This window comes from Rhodococcus sp. NPDC077669 (genome assembly GCF_040686915.1).
Classification (GTDB): Bacteria; Actinomycetota; Actinomycetes; order Mycobacteriales; family Mycobacteriaceae; genus Rhodococcoides; species Rhodococcoides fascians.
Genome location: NZ_JBFBMD010000041.1, coordinates 1 through 25,403 on the forward strand (window position 1 = coordinate 1; position 25,403 = coordinate 25,403).

The 25,403-nt window shown below is 64.6% G+C and carries 19 protein-coding genes; 7 read left to right on the top strand and 12 right to left on the bottom strand.

Annotated features, from left to right (window positions below; all coding sequences use genetic code 11):
* Positions 1-92: 92 nt before the first annotated feature.
* Positions 93-1,007, bottom strand: a complete 915-nt coding sequence (locus AB0P23_RS24570; RefSeq protein ID WP_045840993.1) for a L,D-transpeptidase — start codon at positions 1,005-1,007, stop codon at positions 93-95.
* A 278-nt stretch (positions 1,008-1,285) separates the two neighbouring features.
* Here AB0P23_RS24570 and AB0P23_RS24575 point away from each other — a divergent pair, with 278 nt between their 5' ends.
* The 4 genes from AB0P23_RS24575 to AB0P23_RS24590 are packed head-to-tail and all read left to right on the top strand — an operon-like array spanning position 1,286 to position 4,386.
* Positions 1,286-2,005 (top strand): glycosyltransferase family 2 protein, encoded by a 720-nt coding sequence (locus tag AB0P23_RS24575; RefSeq protein WP_032375657.1) that lies wholly within the window; start codon positions 1,286-1,288, stop codon positions 2,003-2,005.
* Positions 2,002-3,000: an acyl-CoA dehydrogenase family protein gene (locus AB0P23_RS24580; protein WP_052061719.1), complete on the top strand. Its 999-nt coding sequence runs from the start codon at positions 2,002-2,004 to the stop codon at positions 2,998-3,000. The genes AB0P23_RS24575 and AB0P23_RS24580 overlap by 4 nt, the downstream gene beginning before the upstream one ends.
* Positions 2,994-3,743: a PIG-L family deacetylase gene (locus AB0P23_RS24585; protein WP_032375658.1), complete on the top strand. Its 750-nt coding sequence runs from the start codon at positions 2,994-2,996 to the stop codon at positions 3,741-3,743. Before AB0P23_RS24580 ends, AB0P23_RS24585 begins: the two co-directional genes overlap by 7 nt.
* Positions 3,744-3,756: 13 nt before the next feature.
* Complete coding sequence (locus AB0P23_RS24590) at positions 3,757-4,386, top strand: SAM-dependent methyltransferase (protein ID WP_363799698.1); 630 nt, start codon at positions 3,757-3,759, stop codon at positions 4,384-4,386.
* An 18-nt stretch (positions 4,387-4,404) separates the two neighbouring features.
* Here the strand turns inward: AB0P23_RS24590 and AB0P23_RS24595 are convergent, their stop codons facing one another.
* The 7 genes from AB0P23_RS24595 to AB0P23_RS24625 form a co-directional block, all read right to left on the bottom strand.
* On the bottom strand, positions 4,405-5,145 hold the full coding sequence (locus AB0P23_RS24595; protein ID WP_080733447.1) for a GAF and ANTAR domain-containing protein: 741 nt from the start codon (positions 5,143-5,145) through the stop codon (positions 4,405-4,407).
* A gap of 115 nt (positions 5,146-5,260) precedes the next feature.
* Positions 5,261-6,283, bottom strand: a complete 1,023-nt coding sequence (locus tag AB0P23_RS24600; protein WP_032375660.1) for a putative zinc-binding metallopeptidase — start codon at positions 6,281-6,283, stop codon at positions 5,261-5,263.
* A gap of 122 nt (positions 6,284-6,405) precedes the next feature.
* Entirely contained in the window at positions 6,406-7,071 is a 666-nt protein-coding gene (locus AB0P23_RS24605; protein ID WP_032375661.1) for a hemolysin III family protein, read from the bottom strand.
* Between the two features lie 544 nt (positions 7,072-7,615).
* The gene (locus tag AB0P23_RS24610) at positions 7,616-8,398 is read right to left on the bottom strand and encodes an alpha/beta hydrolase (protein ID WP_196249617.1); all 783 of its coding nucleotides are present in this window, start codon (positions 8,396-8,398) and stop codon (positions 7,616-7,618) included.
* Between the two features lie 294 nt (positions 8,399-8,692).
* The gene (locus tag AB0P23_RS24615) at positions 8,693-10,039 is read right to left on the bottom strand and encodes a lipase family protein (protein WP_363799701.1); all 1,347 of its coding nucleotides are present in this window, start codon (positions 10,037-10,039) and stop codon (positions 8,693-8,695) included.
* Between the two features lie 101 nt (positions 10,040-10,140).
* Complete coding sequence (locus AB0P23_RS24620; RefSeq protein WP_308102637.1) at positions 10,141-11,076, bottom strand: MBL fold metallo-hydrolase; 936 nt, start codon at positions 11,074-11,076, stop codon at positions 10,141-10,143.
* A complete protein-coding gene (locus AB0P23_RS24625) occupies positions 11,073-12,737 on the bottom strand; it encodes an FAD-binding dehydrogenase (protein WP_032375682.1) in 1,665 nt (554 codons plus the stop codon). Before AB0P23_RS24625 ends, AB0P23_RS24620 begins: the two co-directional genes overlap by 4 nt.
* A gap of 224 nt (positions 12,738-12,961) precedes the next feature.
* Here AB0P23_RS24625 and AB0P23_RS24630 point away from each other — a divergent pair, with 224 nt between their 5' ends.
* On the top strand, positions 12,962-13,591 hold the full coding sequence (locus tag AB0P23_RS24630; protein WP_032375683.1) for a TetR/AcrR family transcriptional regulator: 630 nt from the start codon (positions 12,962-12,964) through the stop codon (positions 13,589-13,591).
* 437 nt (positions 13,592-14,028) lie between these two features.
* On the top strand, positions 14,029-15,312 hold the full coding sequence (locus AB0P23_RS24635; protein ID WP_206498336.1) for a lipase family protein: 1,284 nt from the start codon (positions 14,029-14,031) through the stop codon (positions 15,310-15,312).
* A 629-nt stretch (positions 15,313-15,941) separates the two neighbouring features.
* Here AB0P23_RS24635 and AB0P23_RS24640 read toward each other — a convergent pair.
* From AB0P23_RS24640 to AB0P23_RS24650, 3 genes are all read right to left on the bottom strand, one after another.
* On the bottom strand, positions 15,942-17,474 hold the full coding sequence (locus AB0P23_RS24640; protein ID WP_363799703.1) for an amino acid permease: 1,533 nt from the start codon (positions 17,472-17,474) through the stop codon (positions 15,942-15,944).
* A gap of 144 nt (positions 17,475-17,618) precedes the next feature.
* Positions 17,619-18,707, bottom strand: a complete 1,089-nt coding sequence (locus AB0P23_RS24645; RefSeq protein ID WP_032375664.1) for a Glu/Leu/Phe/Val dehydrogenase dimerization domain-containing protein — start codon at positions 18,705-18,707, stop codon at positions 17,619-17,621.
* Between the two features lie 23 nt (positions 18,708-18,730).
* Positions 18,731-22,216, bottom strand: a complete 3,486-nt coding sequence (locus AB0P23_RS24650) for an indolepyruvate ferredoxin oxidoreductase family protein (RefSeq protein ID WP_045840991.1) — start codon at positions 22,214-22,216, stop codon at positions 18,731-18,733.
* Positions 22,217-22,370: 154 nt separating this feature from the next.
* Here AB0P23_RS24650 and AB0P23_RS24655 point away from each other — a divergent pair, with 154 nt between their 5' ends.
* The gene (locus tag AB0P23_RS24655) at positions 22,371-22,871 is read left to right on the top strand and encodes an Lrp/AsnC family transcriptional regulator (protein ID WP_032375666.1); all 501 of its coding nucleotides are present in this window, start codon (positions 22,371-22,373) and stop codon (positions 22,869-22,871) included.
* 343 nt (positions 22,872-23,214) lie between these two features.
* Here AB0P23_RS24655 and AB0P23_RS24660 read toward each other — a convergent pair whose 3' ends face one another.
* Positions 23,215-24,540: an ISL3-like element ISPfr2 family transposase gene (locus tag AB0P23_RS24660; protein WP_363799706.1), complete on the bottom strand. Its 1,326-nt coding sequence runs from the start codon at positions 24,538-24,540 to the stop codon at positions 23,215-23,217.
* Between the last annotated feature and the right edge of the window lie 863 nt (positions 24,541-25,403).

Below are 25,403 nucleotides of genomic sequence, written 5' to 3' on the forward strand. Positions count from 1 at the left end.
TCCCACATCTGTGGCTCTACCGGCCAGGACCCACTCCTGTCGGCAACCCACGCTTACATGCGGAGGGGCCCCAGCCAAGACCTCCATACCGTCTAGCGGTTCCAGTCTCCGAGGCCGTCGGATCCGCTGAGGGTGCCGCCGTCGGTGTTGACGACGATGACGGGGTCGCCCTTCTGGGCGTTCTCGAAGAACCACTTGCCGTCTTCGGTGCTGACGTTGAGGCAGCCGTGCGAGGAGTTGGAGTAGCCCTGCTGCGACTCGGACCACGGTGCGGCGTGGACGAAGATGCCGCTGTAGGAGATGCGCGTGGCGTACTCGACGTACGTGCGGTAGCCCTCGTCGGAATCCACCGGCACCCCGTAGGTGGAGGAGTCCATGTACATGTCGCGGAAGCGCTCGCCGACGATGTAGGTGCCGTTCGGGGTTTCGTGGCCGACCTTGCCCATGGAGGTGGGCATCGTGCGAACGACCTCGCCGTTGCGGGTGACGGTGATCTGCTTGGTGTTGTCGTCGGCCGTGGTGATGATCGAGTCGCCGGTGGAGAACTCGGCTTTCGCTCCGCCTGCTTCGACGGTCACCTGGGTGTGCGCCGGGTAGAACTCGTTGGGCAGCCACCGCACCTGGGTGTCGTTGATCCAGTAGAAGTGGCCTTCGACGGACGGGTTCGTGGTGACGCGGATGGCGCGTAGTGCGGCGTCGCGATCTCCGATGGCCTCGTCGAAGCGGATCGCGATGGGTTGCGCCACTCCGACGACCTCGCCGCCGGACGGGCTGATGCTGGGATCGGCGAAGTTCGCGGGTGCCAACGGGGCCACCCGCTGCTGCGGGGCGGGTGCCGGTGCCGCCGGGTCCGAGGATCCGGGCACGCCGGGGATCGACACGTCGGGGCCGCCCGGCCACAGCGGAGCCGCCTGGGCAGACCCGAATGCTGCAGAGGCTGCGAGCGCCGTACCTGCGAGAATTGCCCCGATGCGGGCGAACCTGCGTGTGCGAACCTGTGTTGCCATGTGACCCGACCATCCTTCGTACTGCGTCGTGATGCCCAGTAGCAGTGCTGCCGCGGGGCAACGCCCATTAACACATACCACCCGGACTTTTGCTAATCGGATATTGCCGAAAACGACGACGGAATCCACGGATACGAGTAGCTTCCCGCCACCCGAGCCCCTTCTTCGAGCCGTAGGTGTCGATCGTCTGCGAACGGGTATGTCGCATGCAACGTACTCCGTCCAGCCACCGGCGGTTCCGCAACGGGCTCGAGGCCCGGTGTCCGAAAGGGTGGCTCGTGACTGTCGATACCAGCACTCCAGTCCGTCGCATCGTCGTCGTCGTGCCCGCACACGACGAACAGGATCTGCTCGACGCCTGCTTGGATGCCCTGGCGAAGGCCGCACGTCGGGTCGCCGACGTCGCCCCGGTGACGGTATCCACGACGGTCGTTCTCGACGCGTGCACGGACGGTTCGGCGCGTGTCGCGGCGCGTCACCCGTCGGTCTCGGTCGTGACGGTGGCCCATCGCAACGTGGGAGCCGCGCGGGCGGCCGGATTCGCAGCGGACCTCAACGGCGGTCTGGGCCGCGCCGACACGTGGTACGCCACCACCGACGCCGACTCGACGGTGGGCGAGCAGTGGCTGGTGGGGCATCTGCGGCACGCCGCCGAGGGTGCCCGGGCCGTGGTCGGGACGGTGTCGGTGCGATTCGAGGACCACATCGTCGACAACGAAGCACTGCGCTCCTCCTATGACGCTCAGTACGTCGACGAGGCGGGCCATCCCCACGTCCACGGCGCCAACCTGGGTGTTGGCGCGACGGACTACTGGGCGGTCGGCGGGTTCGCGCCGCTCGCCACCGGCGAGGATCACGACCTGGTCCGTCGTCTGGAGCTCGGCGGCACCGTGTGCCGCAGGGTGTGTGACATTCCGGTCGATACTTCGGGCCGCCTGCGCGGCAGAGCCCCCGACGGTATGGCCGGCTTCCTTCGTTCTCTGGAGCCTTCTGCATGACCGACACCGGATTCGTCGACACCCCCGATCGCACCACCGATCTCGAGTCGGCGTTGCGCGCGCAGTTTCTCGCGTTCGAGGCGGATGGGCGGTTGGATCTGGCTCTCCCCGGCTCGGGAAACACAGACCACCGGTGGCAGTCGCTGGCTGCGCTGGGTCGGCACGACACCGTTCTGGGCCGCTGGGCCGAGGCACACACCGATGCGATCGCGATTCTGCACGAGCTCGACGGCCCGACGCCCGAGCGCGGCCAGATCTGGGGCGTGTGGGCTGCGGAACCCCCGGCTCCGATTCTCGAAGCGGTACGCAGCGATTCGGGGTGGCTCCTGTCCGGGACCAAGCCGTGGTGTTCGGGGGCGTCCGTCTGCACCCACGCACTCGTGACCGCTCGCGTCGACGGCGAGCCGCGATTGTTCGCAGTGGATCTGACGCATCCGGGTGCTGCCCCGGTGCCGAACACGTGGCATGCCGTCGGAATGCGCGAGAGCGACTCGGGCTCGGTGGCATTCGATCGTGTCCCCGCGGTCGTGGTCGGTGGTCCGACGGACTACCTGACCAGGCCGGGCTTCTGGCATGGCGCGATCGGAGTGTCGGCCGTCTGGTTCGGTAGCGCCTGCGCGGTGGCCGACACCCTGCATGCGGCCGTGCGCTCGCGCCCCGACCCACATCGCGCAGCTCACCTCGGTGCCATCGCATCGGCTCTCGGAGCCGCGTCGAGTGCCCTGACGACCGCGGCGGCCGAGGTCGACGCAGATCCGTTCGACCGCTCCGGCCGCGCTCGGATCCGTGCTCGCATCGTGCGCGCCGTCGTCGAGGATGCCGCAACGCAGTGCATCGACCGCGTCGGGCGAGCGCTCGGTGCCGGCCCGCTGTGCGCAGATGCGGAGCATGCTCGACGCGTTGCCGACCTCACCGTCTATCTGCGACAGAGCCACGCCGAACGCGACCTCGAAGCCCTCGGACACGACATCGCACAGGAAGACAACCCTTGGTAGAGAACGTATTCGACGCCGAAGTCGACCTCGGTACCGCCGAATCGGACTGGCTGTCCGCAGATTGGTCCATTCCCGGTCTGCACTGGAGCGACGTCGTCACCATGGTCGTCGTGGCACCCCATCCCGACGACGAAGTACTGGGCGTCGGCGGGTTGCTGTCGATGGCCGCAGCTGCGGGCGTCGACGTGCGGGTCGTCGCGGTCACCGACGGCGACGGTTCGCATCCGGGATCTCCGACGGTGTCGGCCGAGGACCTGCGCGCCCTGCGGCCCGTCGAGTCCGAGCGTGCCCTCGCCGAACTGGGCATCGTTCAGCCGCCGACGCGGCTGCAGTTCACCGACGGCGAGGTCGAAAAGCACGAGGACGCTCTGGCCCGCGCGCTGGTACCGCTGCTCGACGCCACTCCGGGTACCTGGTGCCTGACGCCGTGGCGCGGGGACGGCCACCCCGATCACGAAGCCACGGCGCGTGCCTGCCTCACCGCGGCCGCCGTCGTGGGGATACCGGTGGTGGAATATCCGATCTGGATGTGGCACTGGGCAACTCCCGAACACCGGGCGGTGCCGTGGTCACGCAGTCGCCGCATCGACCTGCCCGCGCACGCCGTCGAGGCGAAACGGGCGTCGATCGAGCGTTTCGAATCTCAGATTCGACCGCTGTCCGATCACCCGGCGGATCGCGCAGTGTTGCCACCGCACATCCTGACGCGGTTCCGACGTCCGTTCGAAGTCGTCTTCGCATGAGTAGGCTGTCCGCATGAGCTTGAGTCCGGAATACTTCCGCGATGTGTATGCCGCGCACGAGGATCCGTTCATGCTCGACAGCAAGTGGTACGAGCGTCGCAAGTATGCCCTCACCCTGGCATCGCTGCCCAAGCCGCACTATCGACGCGGCCTCGAACCCGGTTGCTCCATCGGTGTGCTCACCGAACAGCTCGCTGCCCGCTGCGAGCATCTGGTGTCGACCGACGTGATGCAGAGCGCACTGGATACGGCTCGCGCGCGCGTAGGCGAGAGTGCTGCAGTCGATTTCGCACTGTGGTCCCTCTCCGACGACGTATCTGCGTTACCGAATCCCCACGAGAAGTTCGATCTGATCGTCGTCAGCGAGGTGGGCTATTACCTCGACGACGACGACCTGGCGGCCGCCATGAGCCGCATCGTCGGGCAGCTGGAGGCCGGAGGCACACTGGTGGCCGCGCATTGGCGTCACGACGTGGACGACTATCCCATCTCGGGCGACCGGGTTCACGAGATCATCGCTGCCACAACCGGACTGGCTGCACTGAGCCGCTATCTGGACGAGGACGTGCGGATCGAGGTGTTCATCGCCACCGATGTTCCCGCCGTATCGGTTGCCAGCACCGACGGACTCGACGTGCGATGAGGCCCGAGGCTCCGGTCGCTATTCGGTGGACTTCGCCGCGTCGTCGACCAACTGCACGGCGAGATCGGCCAGTTTGACGTTGGTGTCCTGAGAGAGCTTGGCCAGCAACGCGAATGCCGCCTGCGAATTGAGGTTGTAGCGTTCCATCAGCATGCCCTTGGCCTGCCCGATCAGATCCCGGCTGGTCAGCGCGGCCCTGATCTGCTGTTCTTCCCGGGCGCTGGAGAACGCGATGGCCGCGTGCGCAGCGAACAACGAACCAATGGATTCGGCCTCGGCCGAGAACGCGCCGGTTCGCGTCGAATGCAGGTTGAGTGCGCCGAAGTTGAACCCTTCGACGTAGAGCTGAAAGCAGATCATGCTCTTGACCCCGAGCGCAGACGCTGCATCGGTGAACTGTGGCCAGCGGGTCTCGCTGTCCATGTCGTCGATACGGATGGTCGTCTGTTCGATCGCCGACTCGAGGCACGGCCCCTCGCCCAGCTGCTCCTGAATCTTGTCGCAGTGCCCGGCAATTTCTCCCGACAGAGCGGCGCTGTGCACGAACTTGCCCTGCATGACCGTCGTGATGGATGCGTACTCGGCATTGGGGACCTGAGCGACCGCGGCCTCGGTGATCATGGCCAGGACGCGATCGGGATCGGAATGCTGACGCCGCAGCTTCTCGGCCACCTCGGCCAGCCGGCGACTCAGCTGGAAGTCGGTAACCCGTGGGAGGGCGCCCGACGCGTTCAGTGTCTGCTCGCTGATGGTGGTCACCTCGTCCTACTGCTGCACTCTGCCCGCTACTACCCAGGGGCGTACCCGGTATCGGCGGATGCCGACAACACAGGATACGCCCCTGGGCGCTGAGCTCAACGACCGTAAGCGAGGCTCACAGAGCGCTGGGTGCCACCAGAGAGTGCACGAAGCCGATCTTCTTCACGACGGTCGCCGGCAGCACGAACGGGTACAGGTCCTGGTGACCCATCGATCGGTTGATCTGGTTGAGTGCCCACGACAACGGCAGCCACCAGTCGATGATCTGATCGAAGCCGACCTCGCCGGGCAGCGGGCTTTCGAGGGTCGATCCGGCCGGTGCCATCCCGAATGCCGCGGCCGTGTCGAGGGTGTCGCGGATGTGCAGGTAGTGGGCGAAGGTCTCGGCCCAGTCCTCGGCGGGGTGCATGGTGGCGTAGGACGAGACGTAGGTGTCCTCCCAGCCCTCCGGTGCGCCCTCGCTGTAGTGGCGATCGAGCGCATCCTGGTAGCTCGAATCCGGATCGCCGAACAGTTCCTCGAACGCCGCGCGGTGTTCACCGTCTCCGACCAGCACCATCTGGTAGTAATGGCCGATCTCGTGACGGAAGTGCCCGACCAGCGTGCGGTAGGGCTCCGACATCTCCACGCGGAGCTGCTCGCGGTGCACGTCGTCGCCCTCGGCGAGGTCCAGGGTGATCAGACCGTTGTTGTGCCCGGTCATCACCTGCTGGTTGGCGCTGGAGAGCAGATCGAACATCAGACCCGTGGACGCGTCCTCGTCCCGGCCGACGATCGGGAGGCCCAGCTCGGTGAGCTCGAGGATGACGCGACGCTTGTTGGTCTCCGCGTCCGCGTAGGCGGCCATCGCGTCCAGGTCGTCGTCGGCCGGGCGAGTCCGCGTCAGCCGGCAGGACAGGCAGAGGTCGTCGGAATCGGATGCGTCGACCAGCCAGTTGCAGCGCGCGGTGTTGAGATTGGCACACGTCTTCCAGACGGCACCGTCCACCTCGGCCTCGGAGATGCCGTCTTCCTTGTCCGGGAGCACCAGGAGGGCTCTGCTCGGCAGATGGAAGCCGAGTGCGCTCGAGCAGCTCAGACACAGTGAGTTCTCGAACGACAGCTTCTGTCCGCACTTGCGGCAGATGAAATCACGCATGGATGTTCCTTAGTGGCTGTCAGTTTCAGAAGACGACTGCACAATGTCAGAAGTGCACTGCACTAGCCAACTTTACCCACTGCTCGACCGCGCACAAGGCTAGGCGCAGAGCAAGCGCACGCTTAGAACATTACGAGCCCAACTGCTACGAGGTGGCAGATCGCTGCTAGCACAGTGGCAGCGTGAAAGAACTCATGGTGGCCAAATGTGTTGGGCCATGGGTTGGGCCATTTAGTCGCGTACAGGATTGCGCCCGCGCTATAGAGCATGCCGCTCACGAGAAGTAACAGGAACGGCGCATGGCCAACGTGCTCGATGAGCGTCGGCGCGACGGGGACTACGGCGCTGCCGAGAATCATGTACAGCGGCACGCCGACCCAACTCGGTGACTGCGGCCAGAGCATTTTGAGGGCGACGCCGCCGAGCGCGCCGAGCCAGACGACGATCAGCAGTGTGCGTCCGGTGTCGGAGGGGAGTCCGAGTACCACGAGCGGTGTGTAACTGCCGGCAATGAATAAAAAAATCATCGAATGGTCGGCGCGCTTCATCCATGTGCGGCTTGTCGTCGTGGCCCAGTGGATTCGATGGTATGCAGCGCTCACGCCGAACACCCCGCACACGGAGACGGCATACACGGCGCTTGCCACACCGGCGGTGCCGGACACCAGGCTGAACGCCACTGTGACGAGAATGATTGCGACCACGACCGCGACGCCGAACGCGTAGAGATGGATCCATCCGCGCATGCGAGGCTTGACCGGTAGCTCGTCGATGCCGAACATCGTCATTCGATGACCTCCGTCGCTGGGTAACCTACGTGACCGTAGGTTCACGTATTGTACCGATGAGTAGCTTTCGGCGTGAACCTCGCTGGATCGGTTCGCCGCCAGGTCATGTCGGGTTCGAAAGAAGCCCCGGAGGTCGGTCAGCAGCTTGTGGCGCGCGGGGTCGGGCGTCGAGCACGTCGAGCACGTCGACCACACGCGAGCGATCGTGACCCATGTACGGCTCCGGCAAGGGCGAACCGTGGTCGATGTGGAGCATGCGGATCGAGGGCCTCTTGGTAGGACTATGGACTGGGTAGTGGGCAGTGGGCAGTGGCGGATATCGACGTAGTCGTCTGAATGCAGCAGTGAATCACCAACTCGGTCGACGGTCGACCAGCGAGACACAAGAGCGACAACGGAGACGGTGTCGCTCTTAGACAACGTCTCGCGCCGCCGCGAGTGACGTCGGCCTGCGCCTAGGCTTCCCTGTCGTTACCTCATCCAGCGACTCACAGCCGAGCACGTCCGATTGCTGAACTCGCTCGTGCAAGGTGAGTCGTCGAGGTCAAGCACGCGAGGCCCGGCGCAGGACGGCGCTGACTTCGTCCGGCTGCTCGACGTTCGGCGAATGACCAGCGTTGTCTATGAGGACTGTGTGAGCACCGGCAGTGGAATACCGCGCCAGCGTCGGTTCCCAATCGTAGAATTTGTCGCCGCGACCGTGAATCACCGTTACCGGTTTGTCGATGGTCCGGACAAGGGAGTCGAGTGGCTTGTTCTGCAGGCGTCGGCGGCGATCGATCAACACGGTTCGATACATGGCCGCGCTTGTGGCTGTGAAGTCGTGGAACGATTGTTGTGGGTTGTTGAATCCCGTGCGGGCGTCGAAGCCGTCGGCGAATGCGTGGTGCCCGATCCGGGATACGAGCGCAGGGACCGCGCACACACGTGCAAGTTGCGCGAACCATCGGATGGTCATGACCGCGTTCCCGGCGGGAAAGTGGCCGGATTCCAGGTCGGGGGCCTGGTTGATCAGGACCACCCGAGTGATGCGGGACGACGATTCAGCCGCTTCCAGTGCGACGTCACTGCCGAAGGAGTGCCCCACGATTGTGGCGTCCGTCAGGCCGAGAGCCTCGAGAATGTCGATCACCGCCCGTGCTTGGAAGTTCGCGTCGAGAAATCGATCTCCACCCGTGCAGCCGTGTCCGAACAGATCCACTCGAATGAGGCGGTAGTCGGACGCGAGAGAGGCCACGACGCGGTCGAACCAGTGAACGGATCCGGCGAATCCATGGATCAGAACGATTGCCGGTCCGTGAGTCGGCCCGTCGACTCGAGCGTGCATCGGACCCATGGTCGTCAAAAACATCCGGCCGGAAACTTGACGCGCTCTCACATGACCTCCGTTGTAAATTCGTTCAGTACTGCGCCTGCCGATTAGTTCACGTCCAGGCGGCCGGGCGATCGTAAAAAGTGTCGGAACGCGCTGTCCGACTGGACTGCCGCGCCTTGTTCGACGGCACTTGCCCGGCCCGGGATGGCAGGCGAACGGATTGCAATTAGTCCGGGTCCGCAAGCTCACGCATCGACACGTCAGCGGCAACTCCTCTGCAGCGGTGCAGGTCGTTGCGGCGGCTTGTCAGCGCGATGCGTGTTGTTGAGGTGCCAGTGAGTTTCCGGGGGCGATGCGCCCGCAATTCGTCGGTGCCGGCTTGTCGGAGAAGCGGTCGATCAGCCATTCGACGGCACCCGGGAGCCACAGTGCGGCTCCAGGAATGTGGCTGATGGTGTCGTATTCGTCGTACTGCACGGTCACACCTGCGTCGCAGTACTTGTTCATCAAGGCGCGGACGTCGCCGGCGACCATGATGCCGTCGCCGGGGCCGGTGCCTACCGGGCCCGGTTGGGTGCCTTCGAGAATCCCGTTCGATGCCTGCGCGACGAACATCGGGACGGTGGGGACGGGGGCTTGGCCCATGTTGATCTTGTTGACCACGTCGACGTACTCGGGGACGGTGTTCGGATCGGTGTATTCCGGCTTGACCAGGTCGGTCCACCGCAATCCGGGGTACTGCAGAAGGACGTTGAGGATGGAAGCATCGTTGAGCTTTGCCATGATCTCGCGGCCGTAGTCGTTGATGTACGGGTCGAAGTCGATACCGTATGCACGTCCGATGCCGACGATGGCCATTCCGACCACTCCGCCCCAGCTGATGCTGCCGCTGGCGTATCGAAGATTGTTCGCTGGGTTGACCAGCAAGCCGCCCTGGGCTGCGCCGAGCAAGTTGTCCGCGATTTCGGGTGCGTAGTCGGCCGCCATGATCGACGCCCAATTAGTGGCGATGGCGCCACCCGAGTATCCGAGCAGTCCGATACGGGAATTGTCGGTGACGCCGCTGCCCGGCACCTGTTGGGCGGCTCGCAACGAGTCCAGAGTCATCATTCCGTATTCGGGCCCTGCTGCGAAGTCTGCTGTGGGGCCTTGGGTATCGGCGAGGACGACGGTGTAACCGAGAGCCAGAAAGGGTGCGATGACAGCGCCCTCCCCGGATGCGGCAGCGCCGCCGACGTCTACGTTCCGCCCGCTCGGTGTCAGCGACAGCAGGGGCGTGTTGCCGGCGATAGCTCGGGATGGGCCGTCGTCGGGGTTGAGTGAGTCGTATGCCGATTGGTAGGAGATGACCTTGTCGGGTTGGGCGTTCGGGGGCCGCAGCACCGAGGTGACGTTGGCGGACGGTCGCCCCTGCGCATCGGTGGACCGATACAGGATCTGCATTGCATCAAGAGGCGTAGCTACGTTGAGCAGGTGGTACGGGAGAGTGCGCACACCGAGTACGGAGCCGGGCGGGTAACTCTCGAGTGGGGCCGCACCGGTGTAGCGGAAGAATGCATCATCGACCGGCTGCGCGGACACCGCCGCTGCGCCGTGGGTGAGGGCGGCGGCGGCGAGGCTGACGATCAGGAGCGAACGAGTTCTGCGGAGCACGGTGTCACCTGTCTGTTGAGCTGGTAGTGGACGGCGCACTGCGTTGTCGTGGCCGGGGAGGGTTGTCGAACACACGATGCGGTTCGCGTGCGCCGCTGGATCTATCGAGTGGCCCACGGGTCCGTTCGCCGCCACAGGGTGGGTAGTTCGACGAGGTGTACACCGTCACGCCGGGCGCAATCGGACAGTGTCCTCAACGAGGCGTCGAGGTCATCGAACGTGTACGGAAGCGCCCGCAGTGGTGCGGTCAAGGGTCTGAAGAAGTCGTCCCAGTGGGTGAGGACCACAGTGTGTGCGCCCACTGCTGCGACCGTCTCGGACCAGTATTTTTCGATGAAGTTGCGAGACTGGTGACCGAGTTGCCCGACGGCCAGGTATGCGACGTCGGCTGTGCGACCCGCGAGCATGTTCGACCGGAAGCCTGCACTGCTGTGCACGAGCGCGGTCTGACCGCTTCTGTTGTGGGCGACGAGGATCGACCATGCCGCACCGCACTTGTACGCTTTGACCCGAACGGGTTGAGCGAGAGCGCGACCGACCGTCCCGCGCATCCGGTTCGGGGCCGAGTGCTCTGATTCGACGAACGTCAGAGTGTAATGCCCCAGCTCCAGTTCATCGCCTGGTTGAGCCGTGGCGATCCGGCTCGGATGTAGCTCGGCTCCGCGACCGATCAGTGCGGTCGATTCATCCCCGACGAGCACCGCGCCGGTGCGTTGCGCGACGTGGGCCGAATCGAGAGCGTGGTCGTAGTGGCAATGTGCGCAGACCACCGCATCGAGAGTGTCGATACCTGCTCGTTTGAGGGCGTAGTCGACCCGAGCGGGGTCCGTTCGCAGCGGTGTCAGCAGCGTCCGCGTCATCGATGGGCGGGAGAAGAATCCGTCGGTCAGGATGGCTGACTCGCCGTCGTCGAAGAGCAGGGTGGTGACGCCGAGGAATGACACGGTGACCGCAGAGTCGGGCGACGACGATGCTGCCGGGGCCATTGCCTCGTGTGCGCGCAGGTTGGGTCGACCCCATCGCAGTCGCATCGTCATGCCTGCTTGGCGAGGGCTCGGCCGGCTTGCCGTCCGCTGAAGATACAGCCGCCGAGAAAGGTGCCTTCGAGGGAGCGGTAGCCGTGTACACCGCCGCCGCCGAAGCCGGCGATTTCCCCTGCTGCCCACAATCCCGGCACTGCCGTACCGCCGGTACTCAACACGCGCCCATCGAGGTCGGTTTGTATGCCGCCCAGTGTTTTTCGGGTGATGATGTTAAGTCGCACCGCGATCAACGGCCCGGACTTGGGGTCGAGGATCTTGTGCAGGGACGCTGTTCGCGCGAGTCGTTCACCACGCGAGCGACGCGAGTTGTGGATTGCAGATATCTGCAAATCCTTGGTGAACGGGTTCTCGGTTTCGCGGTCGCGGGCCACGATCTGACGTTCCAGCTCGACTCGGTCGATCAGATCGTCCCCGGTAATCTTGTTCATCCCGTCGACGAGTTCGGCGAGGGTATCGGCGACGACGAAGTCCTCACCGTGCTTCTTGAACGCCTCCACCGGTCCACTTGCGCCCGGCAGGACCCGCCCGAGCACCAACTTGAGGTTTTTGCCGGTGATGTCAGGGTTCTGCTCAGATCCCGACAGGGCGAACTCTTTCTCGATGATCTTCTGGGTGAGCACGAACCACGAGTAGTCGAATCCACTGTCCTGAATGGCTTTCAAGGTTCCGAGGGTGTCGAATCCTGGGAAGTTCGGTACGGGAAACCGCTGGCCGCGGGCATCGAACCACATTGACGACGGACCGGGAATGATCCGAATCCCGTGATTTTTCCAGATGGAATCCCAATTCTTGATGCCCTCGGTGTAGTGCCACATTCGGTCCTTGTTGACCAGGCGCCCACCGGAGCGTTCGGTGATGCCGAGCATGCGGCCGTCGACGTGCTCGGGGACTCCGGAAATCATCGACGCCGGGGCCGCACCGAGCCGCGCAGGCCAGTTCTCCCGCACCAGATCGTGATTTCCGCCGATACCACCCGCAGTGACCAGCACCGCTCCTGCATGTAGTTCGAAATCGTCGACTTCGGCGCGGCTGCTGCCTGCGCCGCGCTCGGATGCGCTGGGTTCGAGAATTGCGCCCCGGACTCCGTCGACGACGCCATTGGTCGTAGTCAACTCGTCGACGCGGTGACGGAACCCGAACTGCACCACACCCTTGTCTGCGGCCTCGCGAACACGTTTCTCGAAAGGCGCGAGGACACCGGGACCGGTTCCCCAGGTCAGGTGGAATCGTGGAACCGAATTACCATGACCCTCGGCCAAATAACCTCCGCGCTCGGCCCAGCCCACGATCGGAACCCACCGCACGCCTTGGGCGTGCAGCCAGGATCGTTTCTCGCCCGCCGCGAAGTCCACATACGCCCGTGCCCACTGGCCGCCCCAATAGTCTTCACCAGCGGGATCGTCGATACCGCGATCGAACGTGGCACTGCCCATCCAGTCCTGCCACGCCAACTCCGCGGAGTCCTTGATACCCATTCGCCGCTGCTCGGGGGTATCGACCATGAACAGACCTCCGAGGGACCAAAATGCCTGCCCCCCCAGGTTCTGCTCGGGCTCTTGATCGAGTAGCAACACCCGCTTGCCTGCATCGGCTAGTTCCGCTGTCGCCACCAGGCCTGCCAGTCCTGCTCCGACCACGATTACATCGGCGTCCATCATCTGCGTTCTTGTCCTTCTCACGGTCCTGGGATGCGAGTCAGGCAACAACTCGGCTACAACGTTTCGTCCACTACGGGTTGCCCAGCTCGCGCGCAGGCTTCACTCGAAGCCCTCGCCCGTGGGCGTGGTGCTGCGAGCGGCGACCCCGTTCGATACAGTAACGCATTCAATACATGAACGTACGGAAAACAGAGATGCATCGCGTTCGCTACGCTGCCTACATGGCCCTCACCACCGGACCGGTGAAACGACGGCGACCTCAGACCCGCCAGCGGCTACTCGATGCCGCATTGGAGGTGTATGCGGAACGAGGATTCGGTAACAGCAGTGTCGAACATGTGTGCGAGCGCGCTGGCTTCACCCGGGGTGCTTTCTATTCCAATTTCACCTCCCTGGAGGAGCTGTTCCTTGCGATGTGGGAGCAGCGGTCGACTCAAATGCTGGCCGACGTCGAGGCGTTGCTCTCCTCCCCCGGTAAGCAACCACGGGTCGACTCACTAGGCGACATCGTCGAATGCGTTTTAGCGGTGGTGCCAATTGACGACAAGTGGTATCGGGTCAACGCCGAGTTCACCGCCCACGCGCTGCGCAACCCCTCACTCAAACGGGTGATTATCGCGCGGGAGCAAGGGATTCTCGCCACACTGATGCCATTACTCGACCAGTTACTCGACCAGCTCGGGCTCGTGATCACCGACCGAGCGGCGTTGGGACCAGCTTTGGTCGCTGCACACGACGGCACCCTGGTGCAGTGTCTGATCGAAGACGATGCCAAGGCGGCCTGCGTGCGGCGTGCAGAGTTGTTCACCGTACTGGTCGGGCATTACACAGCCCAGGTTCAAGAGGAATAAGTCGGTCAGCGTTTCTGTGGCCGAAAACCGTGCTGCGCGTCCAGAACACACAGATTGTGGACGTCGTTTCACTGCAACTGCAGTCGGCCGTGGTGATGAGAGGCACCACAGCGGGGGCTCCACCTTCGGGTCGACGTATTCGAAGATGAGGGGAGAACGATCGCGGCCAAAACGGACCTGAGATCGGTCGATTCGGCGATTATGCTGAGCAATACGCCGCAGGCACGTACCGTGGCCCCTGCCTCGCACCCGATCAGGGTCCGGCATTCCAGTTCCGACCAGGAACAGCCATTCCACAACAGCCGCGCCGCGCCCCGCCCCGCCGAGGGCGGCCACGCAGCGGGCCGCATACCGAACAAGGACACACAGTGATCATTCGAATTGTGCGGACGTCGAACGTAAGTCGCCGCCTCATGATATTCGGCCTAACGATACTCATGGCACTTGCCTCGACCGCGCTGTGGGGGACCGCCCATGCCGGTGCCGATGCGCCGCCGCCGGAATTCTACGTTCCGCCTGCAGGTTTCGAAGACTCAGCGCCCGGAACAGTGCTCCGATCCAGAGCAACCCCGGTCGCCCTGTTCGGACTCCCCGTACCGGTGGGGGTCACGGCGTGGCAGCTTCTGTACCGCACCACCGACGAACAGGGGGCACCCAGCACCACGGTCACCACCGTCCTGGCTCCGCCCGAAGGGACCTCGACGCATCGACTGTTGTCCTACCAGGTGTTCGAGGACGCCACCGCACCGCAGTGTGCACCGTCGAGGAACCTGTCCACTAACCCCGCCCTGGACGGGGTCACGGCGATCTCGGCGGGCCTCGCCCTGGTGCAGTCCGCTCTGTATCGGGGCTGGACGGTGTCGATACCCGACCACGGCGGGCCACTGTCCGAATTCGGAGCCGCGGTCGAGCCGGGTCGTGCAGTGCTCGACGGTATTCGAGCAGCGCGGGACTTCGCCCCACTGGGTCTCCCCGAATCGGTACCCGTGGGCGCCGCCGGATACTCCGGCGGCGCGCTCGCCACAGGATGGGCCACTGAGGAACACGCGACGTACGCCCCGGAGATCAACCTCGTCGGCGCAGCAATGGGCGGTACACCAGTCGATCTCGCCGAATCGCCGTACAACCTCGACGGTTCCGCCCAGGCAGGAACGGGACTGTTCATCGTCTCCGGACTTCGCAACACCTACCCCGATCTGAAAGCACGACTGGACCCGTACCTCACACCGCTGGGCCGCACGACCCTCGATGCCATGGCCACTGCATGCTCGACATCGAACCAGCTCACGAACATCGCCCGACAGTACGACACCTTGTTCACCGAACCTTTCGCATCGGTGTGGGGCAAACCTGAGATTCGCACCGTACTGGACCGCGCCCGCCTCGGTACCACGGCCACTGATGTCCCCCGTCTGCTCTATCACAGCGTGAACGACGAAGCGGTACCCGTGACCGACCTCGACTCGTACGTGCGCGCCGAGTGCGAACGCAGTGCGCGTCTGACCGTCCGACGAGAAGAGCTGGGGCTGCATCTCACCACCGCCGTGTCCGGGCTCGCGCTGAGCATGGACTGGCTCGACACCGTGTCGAGCGAACCCGCACCCGAGCGACCGTATTGCGACATCAGCACTGTTCCCAGTTTCGTGGGAGCTGACCCGGCCGCGACTGTGCAAAGCGTCGACGAGACCGTGCGGAGCCTGCTAGGACTTCCCCGAAAGTGAGCAGACGCCGTACGGCGGTGACGACGATTGGCGCGCTACATCTTCTGCACTGAGAATGCCGGAAGACGACTGCACCGGAGGTCAAACCCCAGAAAAATCATGACGCCCACGTCTGAAATCGATAGGCAGTCCGCGCCGTCACCACCGCAACCCGGGCGCACTGGCATCATTGAGACTGGACGCCTTCGCCCCGTGTCATGTCCGCGAAGCCCTCCCATGAACATGCACAGCAGGCAGCGTAGTCATTGGTAACCTGTTCGTGGTTGGACAGAGTGCGCCGGACCCTTTCTGCGGTGCATTTATTGCCGCAGGCCGGGCATCGTCTCCAGAAGTCGCTGGTTGGAATCGTCCAGTACTCGAGCACGGCACTTCACCTCCACTGTCAATCAAAACGTTTGCGTACAGCAGTACGGCTCATGCTCAGCCGCTGGCAGGCGCGCTGATGTGGGCCTCGAATGCTGCGAACCGGAGGCGTGCGGCCACTCAGGCCCGATCGGCGAGCCAAAGAACGTGCCACACGAGCCGGAAGATTCGACGGGTCGGCGGCGCGCACGACCCCCGAAACGACGGGCCCGTCGGCCGAGGTGTGACAACGGGGCCCGTCGATTCGGGTGCGCTCTCGATGCTTGCTACTCGACTACCTCCGAACGCGCCGCTTCCCGCTCGATATCTTCCTGCTCGCGTTCGCGAATTGTTTTGTCTGCGTTGCCTTTGTTGTAGGTGAAGTAGATGACCACACCGATTGCCATCCAGATCACGAACCGCAGCCAGGTCTCGACGGACAGGTTGACCATCAACCACAGGCACGCGATGACAGCAACGATAGGAATCCACGGCATCAGCGGTACTTTGAACCCGCGCTTCAAGTCGGGGCGGGTTCGCCGGAGGACGATGACGCCGATCGAGACCAGCACGAAGGCGAACAGCGTTCCGATGTTGACCATCTCTTCGAGTACGCCGATCGGGAAGAACGCGGACAGAACTGCGATAACGAATCCCACGATCAGCGTGATGCGTAGCGGCGTGCCGCGCTTGCCGGTACGGGCCAGACTGCGGGGCGCCAAGCCGTCGCGCGACATCGCGAACAACACGCGAGTCTGGCCCAGCATCATCACCATCACCACGGTCGTCAGGCCGGCCAGTGCGCCGAACGAAATGACGTTCTTCACCCACGTCAAGCCGTTCAGCTCGAACGCCGTCGCCAATGTGGAGTCGTCTCCGGCCAGTTCGGTGTAGTTCACCATTCCGGTCAGCACGAGGGTGACGGCGACGTAGAGGACCGTCACGATCGCCAGCGAGCCCAGGATCGCGCGGGGTAGAGCCTTTTGCGGCTCCTTGGTTTCTTCGGCCGTGGTCGCCACGACATCGAACCCGATGAACGCGAAGAACACCAGGCTCGCTGCGGCTAGGAGGCCGTACCACCCGAATGTGCTGCCGCCTGCACCTGTAACGAAGGAAAAGAGCGACTGGTGAACGCCTTCCGTCGTCGTCCCCCCCTCAGCGGGCGGAATATACGGGGAGTAGTTCTCGGCTTTGATGTAGAACGCGCCGACGACGACGACCAGTATCACTACCGCGACCTTGATGGCGGTGATGATCAGCGACACGCGGGAGGACAGTTTGGTACCGCTGGCCAGAAGGCCGGTGATGATGACGACGATGAGTAAGGCACCCCAGTCGATGTCGACACCACCGATCGTCACGATCGGCGACGCGGAGCCGAGAACTTCACCGAGATACAACGACCAACCCTTCGCCACGACGGACGACGCGAGGGCGAACTCCAGAATGAGATCCCATCCGATGATCCAGGCGACGAACTCACCGAATGTCGCGTAGGAGAACGTGTATGCGCTGCCGGCCACCGGAACGGTGGAAGCGAACTCGGCATAGCACAACGCGGCGAGTCCGCACGCTATCGCGGCAAGGACGAATGCGAGAGATACCGACGGACCCGCCACGTTGCCTGCGGTTCTCGCGGTGAGCGTGAAAATGCCCGCTCCGACGACCACGGCTACGCCGAACACCGTGAGGTCCCAGGACGACAGGTCCTTGCGGAGCTTGGTGTCGGGTTCGTCGGTCTCCCGAATGGACTGCTCGACCGATTTGGTTCGAAAGATCCCGGTCTTTCGGGCATAGCTCGAAGAACGCTTCTCATCCACTGTTGTGTTCTACCTGTCGACTTCGAGTTGTTCGAGCACCTGGTCCACGCGGGTCTCGCACGGCATCCACTCGAACTGTGTTGGTAATCACATTCTATCCGACTTCCGTTCTGATGCAATGCTTTTCGAAGAAACCAATAGATTTCAGCGGGCGGCGAGGCGCTCCTGGACGATGCTGTGCGCAGCATGACCCGCCAGCACTCCCTGATCGCGCTGGCGACGCAGAATTTCGGCGACCGTCGACCCGACACGTTCGACCCGGGCCGTGATCTCGGAGCGCGAGCTACCGTCGATCTCGCCCGCTACCTGAATGAGACCACCGCTGTTCGCGACGTAGTCGGGAACCCACACGACCCCACGCTGACGCAGTGTCTCCTCGACGCCTGGCTGTATGAGTTGGTTGTTCGCTGCGCCGCATACGATTACAGCGTTCAGGGCGCGGACACTCTCGTCCGTCAGCGTCGCTCCCATCGCACAGGGTGCGTAGATCTCGATATCGGTGTCGATGACCCGATCGGCGATCCGCACGTCGGTGAATTCTGCTTGCACATGCTGCAGCACAGCGGCATTCACGTCGGTCGCAGTGACGGTCGCACCGGCCTCGACCAGTAGCTTGATGAGGTTGTAGCCGACCTTCCCGGTGCCTTCGACGCCCACGCGGCGGCCCCCGAGATCCGTCGATCCCCAGTTGGCCTGGGCGGCCGCACGCATGGAATGAAACACACCGAGTGCGGTCAACGGTGCGCTGTCGCCCGATCCCCCCGCTGCCGTCGTCCGAGACACCACGTGATCGGTCGAGCGTCCGATGACATCCATATCGTCGGAGGTGGTTCCCACATCACCTGCCGTGATGTACCGGCCGCCGAGCGTCTCGACGAATCGGCCGTACGCTTCGAGCAGCTCGGGCGTCTTGACGGTCGCGGGGTCGCCGATGATGACTGCTTTGCCGCCGCCGAGATGAAGGCCGGCAGCAGCCGCCTTGTACGTCATGCCGCGCGAGAGCCGCAGCACATCGGTCAGAGCCGACTGCTCGTCCCGGTACGGGAAGAACCTCGTCCCACCCAGGGCATTGCCGAGTGCCGTCGAGTGAATGGCAATGATGGCCTTCAAGCCGGTTGCGGCGTCCTGACAGAACACCACCTGCTCGTGCGGCGAATCGTCGGCGAAATCGGGACGACCGAATACTCCCGTCGATCCGAAGGTATTCGTGCGGTGATCGTCGATCAGTGTCATGATTCCTGTCCTGTGTCGGTGTACTAGCGGGTCGTCGGGAGAGCTGTTGTATCGATGGACAATTCGGTGAGGCGGGCGCGGTAACGATCGACGTTCCCGAGCTTGACGTCCTCGTAGCCGCGCACGATGTCCGCTGCCACCGCGGCCTGGGTTGCCGCGTCGTAGTTCTGTTCGGTGAGATGATCGGCGGCGTCGAGCACCATCGACTCGTAGTGGTCGATCAGTGCTCGTTCCAGCCGCCGAACGTGTGCGTACCCGAACGGGTCGAAGACCGTGCCGCGCAGCTTCTTCCCCTTGGCGAGAACGCGCATGGGTAGATGCAGGTTGGGGCCGAGCCCGATCTTCTTGGTGCGTCCAAGGGCCTTCAGCGCAGGTGGATGCAGCTTGTAGGTGAGCTTCTCTCCCCCGGGCACCTCCGACGACACCGACGCGAGGAACGCCGGGTCGGTCAGCAGCCGGGCCACCTCGTACTCGTCCTTGTAGGCCATGAACTTGAACAATCCCTGTGCCACGGCCTCGCTGAACTCGGTGCGGTCACCGACCGTGCGCTCCTTGGCCCATACCTGCTCGACGACGGCCAGATACCTGGAGGCAATTTTCTCGCTCTGGTAGGCGACGAGCTCGCCGGCGCGGCGCTCGACGAGTTCGCGAACCACACCGTCGACAGTGATCGAGTTCAGTAGCCGCTCCGGCGCCGGTGTGATCGTCCGAGTGGCCAGGGGAGCCGCCTGCGTCATCGCGGCTCGGAACGCTGCAGGATCGTCGGCGGCGACGCGACCCCAACGGAACGCAGCGTGGTTCGCCTGCACCGCAACACCGTTGATCGCAATGGCTTCTTCGATAGCGTCGGCCGGGATCGGCAGTCCGCCGACCTGGTAGGCCGCTCCGACGAGGAGGAAGTTCGCTGCGGCGGTATTGCCGAACAGCGTCTCCGCAGCCGCCAGCGCATCGAAGCTCACGAGCTGCTTGGACAGCACGTCCAGTCGGTCGAGCAGACCGCTCTCGTCCGGGTACGAGACGGACGGGTCGTAGACCATCTCGCCCGTCGCCGTCCGGCTGGTCGATGCAACCGTGACCGTCCGTGCGGGATCGGCGACGCCTGCGTTCTTGCCATCGGCCGCGGTGAGCAGATCGAACGCCAGGATGCAGTCCGCCGAGGCGGGGCTGATGCGATTGGACGGTTCGGCGCGGTGTGGACTCAGTCGCAGGTGCGAGGTGACCGGACCTGCCTTCTGGCTCAACCCGGTCTGGTCCAGCCCCTCGACGTGCAGACCCGAGCGCAAGCCTGCCATGCCCAGCACCTGGTTGACGGTGACGATGCCGGTCCCGCCGATGCCGGCGAGGAAGATGTTGTGCGTCGCCTCGACTGTCGGGAGCACGACGTCCGATACCGACGGCGGCTGTGCCACAGCCTTCTTCACCGTCGCCACCGGCGACTCGGGGAGCTCGACGGTGACGAACGACGGGCAATCGCCATCGAGGCAGGAGTAGTCGGTGTTGCAACTGCCCTGATCGATACGGGTCTTGCGGCCGAACTCGGTGTCGACGGGTTGCACCGAGAGGCAGTTGCTCTTGACACCGCAGTCGCCGCAGCCCTCACACACGGCCTCGTTGATCACCACGCGCGTCCGTCGCGCCGGCAACGTGCCCCGCTTGCGTTTACGACGCGCCTCCGCGGCGCACTGCTGGTCGTAGATCAGGACGGTGACACCCGTGGTGTCCCGCAGGAGCCGTTGCGCCTCGTCGAGCCGGTCCCGATCCCACAGCACGGTCCCGACGGAGAACGACGCACCCCGGTGGCGCTCGGGTTCGTCGGCGCAGACGATGATCTTCGCGACGCCCTCGGCGGCGAGTTTGTGGGTCAGGTCGGGCACGCTCAGACCCGCCTCCGCGTCCTGAGCGCCGGTCATGGCGACGGCGGAGTTGAACAAGATCTTGTAGGTGATGTTCACCCCGGCGGCGATGCAGGCCTGCACAGCAAGCTGCCCGGAGTGGAAATACGTTCCGTCACCGACATTCTGAAAGATGTGCCCGACGTCGGTGAACGGGGATTGTCCGATCCACTGCGCCCCTTCGCCGCCCATCTGCGTCAGACCTGTCACCTGAGAGTCGGTACGCGAAGACATCGTGACCAAGGTGTGGCAACCGATTCCGCCGCCTGCCAGGGAGCCTTCCGGAACAGCCGTCGATCGGTTGTGCGGGCACCCCGAACAAAAGTACGGGGTCCGCTTCGAAGACAGAACGGTCAGCTCGAGCGGCGGCGGCGGTGGAACGATGATCTCCACACGACCGGACAGCAGCGTGCGCAACGGCTTTCGCAGCCGCGCAGCGGTCAGCTCCCCGTCCGCGGGGATCAATACGGTGCCGGAGGACGCGCGTTTGCCGACGACTGCCGGGGCATGGCCTGAGCCGTACAGCGCATCCTTGACCTGTGCCTCGACGAAGGACGTCTTGTCCTCGACGACGAGCACGGTCTCGACGCCACGTGCGAGCTGCCGGACTTTCGCCGAACCCAGCGGGTACGGCATTCCGACACGCAGAATGCGGATCCCGGCGTCGACGAGCTTGTCGTCGTCGAGACCAAGTTCGCGCAGGGCCTGTCGAACCGAATCGTAGGCGGTTCCCACGGCAACGATGCCCAGCCACGCGTTGTCCGGATCGATCTCGATCGAGTCGACGTCGTTGGCGGCGTTGAATGCTTCGACCATCGCCCACCGCGGGCCGTAGAGGTCGGCTTCTGCGAGAACGCTGTCCGGCGGCGGACCGGGAACACGTTGACGGTAGGTCCACGGCCGCCCTTCCCACTCGATCGACGGGGAGACGATCTCGAAGTCGGAGAAGTTGCGATCGAGCGTCCACAACCCGTCGGCGACGTCGGCGTTGATCTTCATGGCCGACCAGCAACCGGACAGCCGGGACAGGGCGACGCCGTACAACCCGAAGGCGATGATCTCTTCGGCGTTGCGCGGGAAAAAGATCGGCATGGACAGTGCAGCGAGCGAGCGTTCACTGGCAGCGGGGACGGTCGACGACTTGGCCGCCGGGTCGTCGCCCACCAGTACCAACGCACCTCCGGCCGGGTGTGCGCCGTACATCGCGCCGTGGCGCAGTGCGTCGCTGGCGCGGTCGAGGCCAGGGCCTTTGCCGTACCAGACGCCGACGACGCCGTCGTGGGTCGCGGTTCCGCTGGGGAGCTCGAGTTGGCTGCCCCACACCGACGTCGCGGCGAGCTCTTCGTTCATGCCGGGTACGAGCCGGACGTCGTGGACCGAGCCGAGCTCGGGGATGCCGGCGAGCAGTCGATCCAGGCCGGCCAGCGGACTGCCCTGGTAGCCGGAGACGAACGTCGCTACCTTGCGGCCGGCCCGCTGGTCGCGGGCGTGCTGCTCCACCAGCTGCCGGGCGATGGCCTGAACACCGGTCATGAGTGTGGGCCCGGAATCGGTCCGGTAGCGATCCGTGGGATCGAAATCAGGCTGGACCGTCGTTACGTCGTCGAGCTGGGTCATCGAACGGTTACCTCACATCTGGCACAAGAAGCTGCTCTAGTTGACCTATCGGTCCCGCAACCATGTACCTGCCCAGCACCACGGTCAACTGATGCGAGTACAACTAAGCAGAACGCGCAGACAGTGATCTGGAACACCTTCGGAGGTCTACGAAATGCTCACCATCGACCAGTTGGACGCCAAGCTCATCGGGCTTCTGACGACGGACGCCCGCGCCGGGATCGTGGAGCTCGCGGCAACCCTCGGAGTCACGCGCAACACCGTTCAGTCCCGGATCAAGCGGTTGGAGGACACCGGGCTGATCCGGAGCTTTCGGCCCGAGTTGAATCTGGCTCTGGCCGGGATCGACGTTCAGGCCTTCCTCGCGCTCGAACTCGAACAGGGGTATCTCAGTTCCGTCGTAGCGGCGCTGAGGGATATCCCCGAAGTGCTCGAGATCCACGCGACGACCGGGAGGGAAGATCTGCTCGTTCGCGTCGCGACGCAGGATCACGCGAGTCTGCAGGAGCTCATCGAGAAGGTGCTCGGCATAGTCGGGGTGTGGCACTCGAGCACCACCGTGGCGCTGACGACGCCCCTCCCCTACCGCACTCAGCCACTGCTGCAGGCGATCACGAGCGACGCCGGGTGGGGGCGATCGACACCGCGGGCATAAGACTATGCGCGGGATCCCCAGATAAAGGCTTACCGACATGCTCTGGCGAATTGGGTGCGGCCTTGTACCCCAGGCCGGGGTGTAGCTCCCCCGCGTAATCTGTCGCTTCCACCGACCGCGAAATCGAACAGCAGGATGGGCAGAATCCCGGCGTTCGAAGACCCCGTCGGCCCATTCCGAGTCCCAGCGGCGCGCTCGCGTCGTCTGCCAAAGCCGAAGTCGTTCCCCGGAAGCAGGCCGCGCGGCGATACTCGGACAACGGCGTCGTCGGACAGCTGAATATGAACGACCCCGCGCCGCGTGTTTCGACTGAGAGACTCTCTTTATGTCGTACGTAAGTGGCTCATCCCAATCGGGGGTGTAGGAGTTGGGGTCTGAATCCGCCGGTCTCGAGCAGGCTTCGGGCGATGTAGTTGGTCAGGTTGCGGAACCCGAGTGCGGAGCCGCGCAGGTGTTCGAGCCGTCCGTTGAGCGCCTCGGTCGGCCCGTTGCTGGTGCCGGGTCGTTCGAAGTAGGCGAGCACGTCGGCGGCTCGCTTCTTCAGGGTCCGGCCCAGGGTGGTGAGCTCGGTGAGCACCTTGGGGACGCCGGCGCTGAGGTCGGTGATCAGCTTCTCCATGAGCTCGCGGACACGTTGCCGGTCCTCGTGGCGATAGGCGGCGATCATGCGCTGGTAGACACCCCAGGTCGCCTCGACCTCGACGTGAGCGTCATCAACGAACAGCGCGCGTAGCCTGTCGCTCTGCCTGTCGGTAAGCAGGTCCGCGCCGGTGTGCAGCGTGCGCCGCGACTTGTAGAGCGGGTCGTCCCTGAACCCACGGTGCCCGTGGATCGCGAGTTGGACCCGGCGCCGACACCTGTCGAGGGCGTCACCGGCCAGGCGCACGACGTGGAAGGGATCCATCACCGTGACCGCGTCCGGGATCTCCTCCGCAGCGGCGGTCTTGAACCCGGTGAAGCCGTCCATCGCGACCACCTCGACCGCGTCACGGAAGGCGTCGTCGCGGTCGGCGAGCCAGGTCTTGAACGCCGCCTTCGACCGGCCCTCGACCATGTCCAGCAGCCTTGCTGGGCCGGCGCCATCGCGGACCGGGGTGAGGTCGATGATCACGGTGACGTACTTGTCGCCACGCCTGGTGTGGCGCCAGACGTGCTCATCGACGCCAATGACCTTCACGCCCTCGAACCGCGTGGGGTCGTTGATCAGCAGCCGATTGCCTTCGGCCAGGACCGCGTTGTTGGCGGTGTCCCACGCGACCCCGAGTCCCTCGGCGACACGGGCGACGGTGAGGTGTGCGACCACGATCCCTTCCAGCGCCCACCGCAACCCGGTGCGCGAGAGCTTCGCGCGTGGCTCCGCCGCGGCGCTGGTGTCTTGGCGCCACACGTGTCCGCAGTCGGCACAGCGGTAGCGGCGCACTACAACTTCCAGCACGGTCGGTCGCCAGCCCAGCGGCTCGTGGGCCAACCGCCGGATCACGGTGTCACGAGCAGCGCCTTCGCTGCCGCACCGTCGGCACCACTGATCTGGTTCCACCACGCGGCACGCGAGGACCGCACGATCCGGTTCAAGTCGTTGCCCGGTCACGCTCAGACCGAGGCCGTCGAGTCGAGCGAAGGCGGTCAGGTCAGGGCGGCCGAAGCCGGCCGGCGGGGTAGCGTCGGACACGTCGAGGTCTTTCGGATGGATGGCGTAGGAACCTCCATCGTCGGGAGACCTCGACGTCTATCTGCGGACCGACGCGCCCGGCCGACCCACACCCTCATCTGGGAAGAGCCCTGAGAGACGTCTTCGACGACGACGGGACCGGCGAGGAGCAAGGCGCGGTGAGCTAAAGAATGGAGCTTGCTCGGCTTCGACGCCGCCGCGAGCTCCGGTGAAACTCCGGTAAAACGGTCGGTACTGGTCGGTCGTCGTCGGTCACCACCGGATGGCAGCGTCCCCCACGCTCGGCGTTTGTGCAGGTCAGCGGCTCGTTCACCCAGTGGGCGCATCAAGCGATAGACGCAGAGCCGACGTGATTAGGTCGTCGGTTCGGTTCTGGTGGTCGCGCGATGCGCTGGCCTCACGGCTCTGCCCGACACCGACGTCGCTCTCCTCTGCGACGGACCCCTCGCCGGCTGAGCGCTCGCGGCCGGCATCCTGTCCGTGTGCCGAAAGGCCTCGCTCCGCTCGGCAACGCAGCGTGGCGTTGTGTCGCGACCTGGACGTGCGAGGTGTCAACGGTGCGTCGGCGCAACGATCGTTGTGTGCGCAGCGAGATGCTCCATGCCGCACGCGCGGCGCGCACGAACGCAACGCCCCGGAACGCCAACGACCCGTCATCGCTGCGACGCGCAACGCGTCTCCCGTCACGGCAACGGATCGCAACCACGACCCCGCCCACGGCGCCTCGCGGGACGGAGGGCAAGTTGACACAGTTGCGCTGCCATGGAGCCGCGCTGGCTCTCTCGATGACCACCGGTGAAACAGTGCCGCTCCAGGCTTGCGCCTGGTGTTGCCTGGCCTCCTCGTGATCGGCCCGTCGGGGA

Bases quoted from the DNA above. Each gene is read 5' to 3' on its own strand.
- AB0P23_RS24570 (WP_045840993.1), bottom strand. From the start codon at position 1,007: ATGGCAACACAGGTTCGCACACGCAGGTTCGCCCGCATCGGGGCAATT.
- AB0P23_RS24580 (WP_052061719.1), top strand. From the start codon at position 2,002: ATGACCGACACCGGATTCGTCGACACCCCCGATCGCACCACCGATCTC.
- AB0P23_RS24590 (WP_363799698.1), top strand. From the start codon at position 3,757: ATGAGCTTGAGTCCGGAATACTTCCGCGATGTGTATGCCGCGCACGAG.
- AB0P23_RS24600 (WP_032375660.1), bottom strand. From the start codon at position 6,283: ATGCGTGATTTCATCTGCCGCAAGTGCGGACAGAAGCTGTCGTTCGAG.
- AB0P23_RS24605 (WP_032375661.1), bottom strand. From the start codon at position 7,071: ATGACGATGTTCGGCATCGACGAGCTACCGGTCAAGCCTCGCATGCGC.
- AB0P23_RS24610 (WP_196249617.1), bottom strand. From the start codon at position 8,398: ATGCACGCTCGAGTCGACGGGCCGACTCACGGACCGGCAATCGTTCTG.
- AB0P23_RS24620 (WP_308102637.1), bottom strand. From the start codon at position 11,076: ATGACGATGCGACTGCGATGGGGTCGACCCAACCTGCGCGCACACGAG.
- AB0P23_RS24625 (WP_032375682.1), bottom strand. From the start codon at position 12,737: ATGGACGCCGATGTAATCGTGGTCGGAGCAGGACTGGCAGGCCTGGTG.
- AB0P23_RS24630 (WP_032375683.1), top strand. From the start codon at position 12,962: ATGGCCCTCACCACCGGACCGGTGAAACGACGGCGACCTCAGACCCGC.
- AB0P23_RS24635 (WP_206498336.1), top strand. From the start codon at position 14,029: ATGGCACTTGCCTCGACCGCGCTGTGGGGGACCGCCCATGCCGGTGCC.
- AB0P23_RS24645 (WP_032375664.1), bottom strand. From the start codon at position 18,707: ATGACACTGATCGACGATCACCGCACGAATACCTTCGGATCGACGGGA.
- AB0P23_RS24650 (WP_045840991.1), bottom strand. From the start codon at position 22,216: ATGACCCAGCTCGACGACGTAACGACGGTCCAGCCTGATTTCGATCCC.
- AB0P23_RS24655 (WP_032375666.1), top strand. From the start codon at position 22,371: ATGCTCACCATCGACCAGTTGGACGCCAAGCTCATCGGGCTTCTGACG.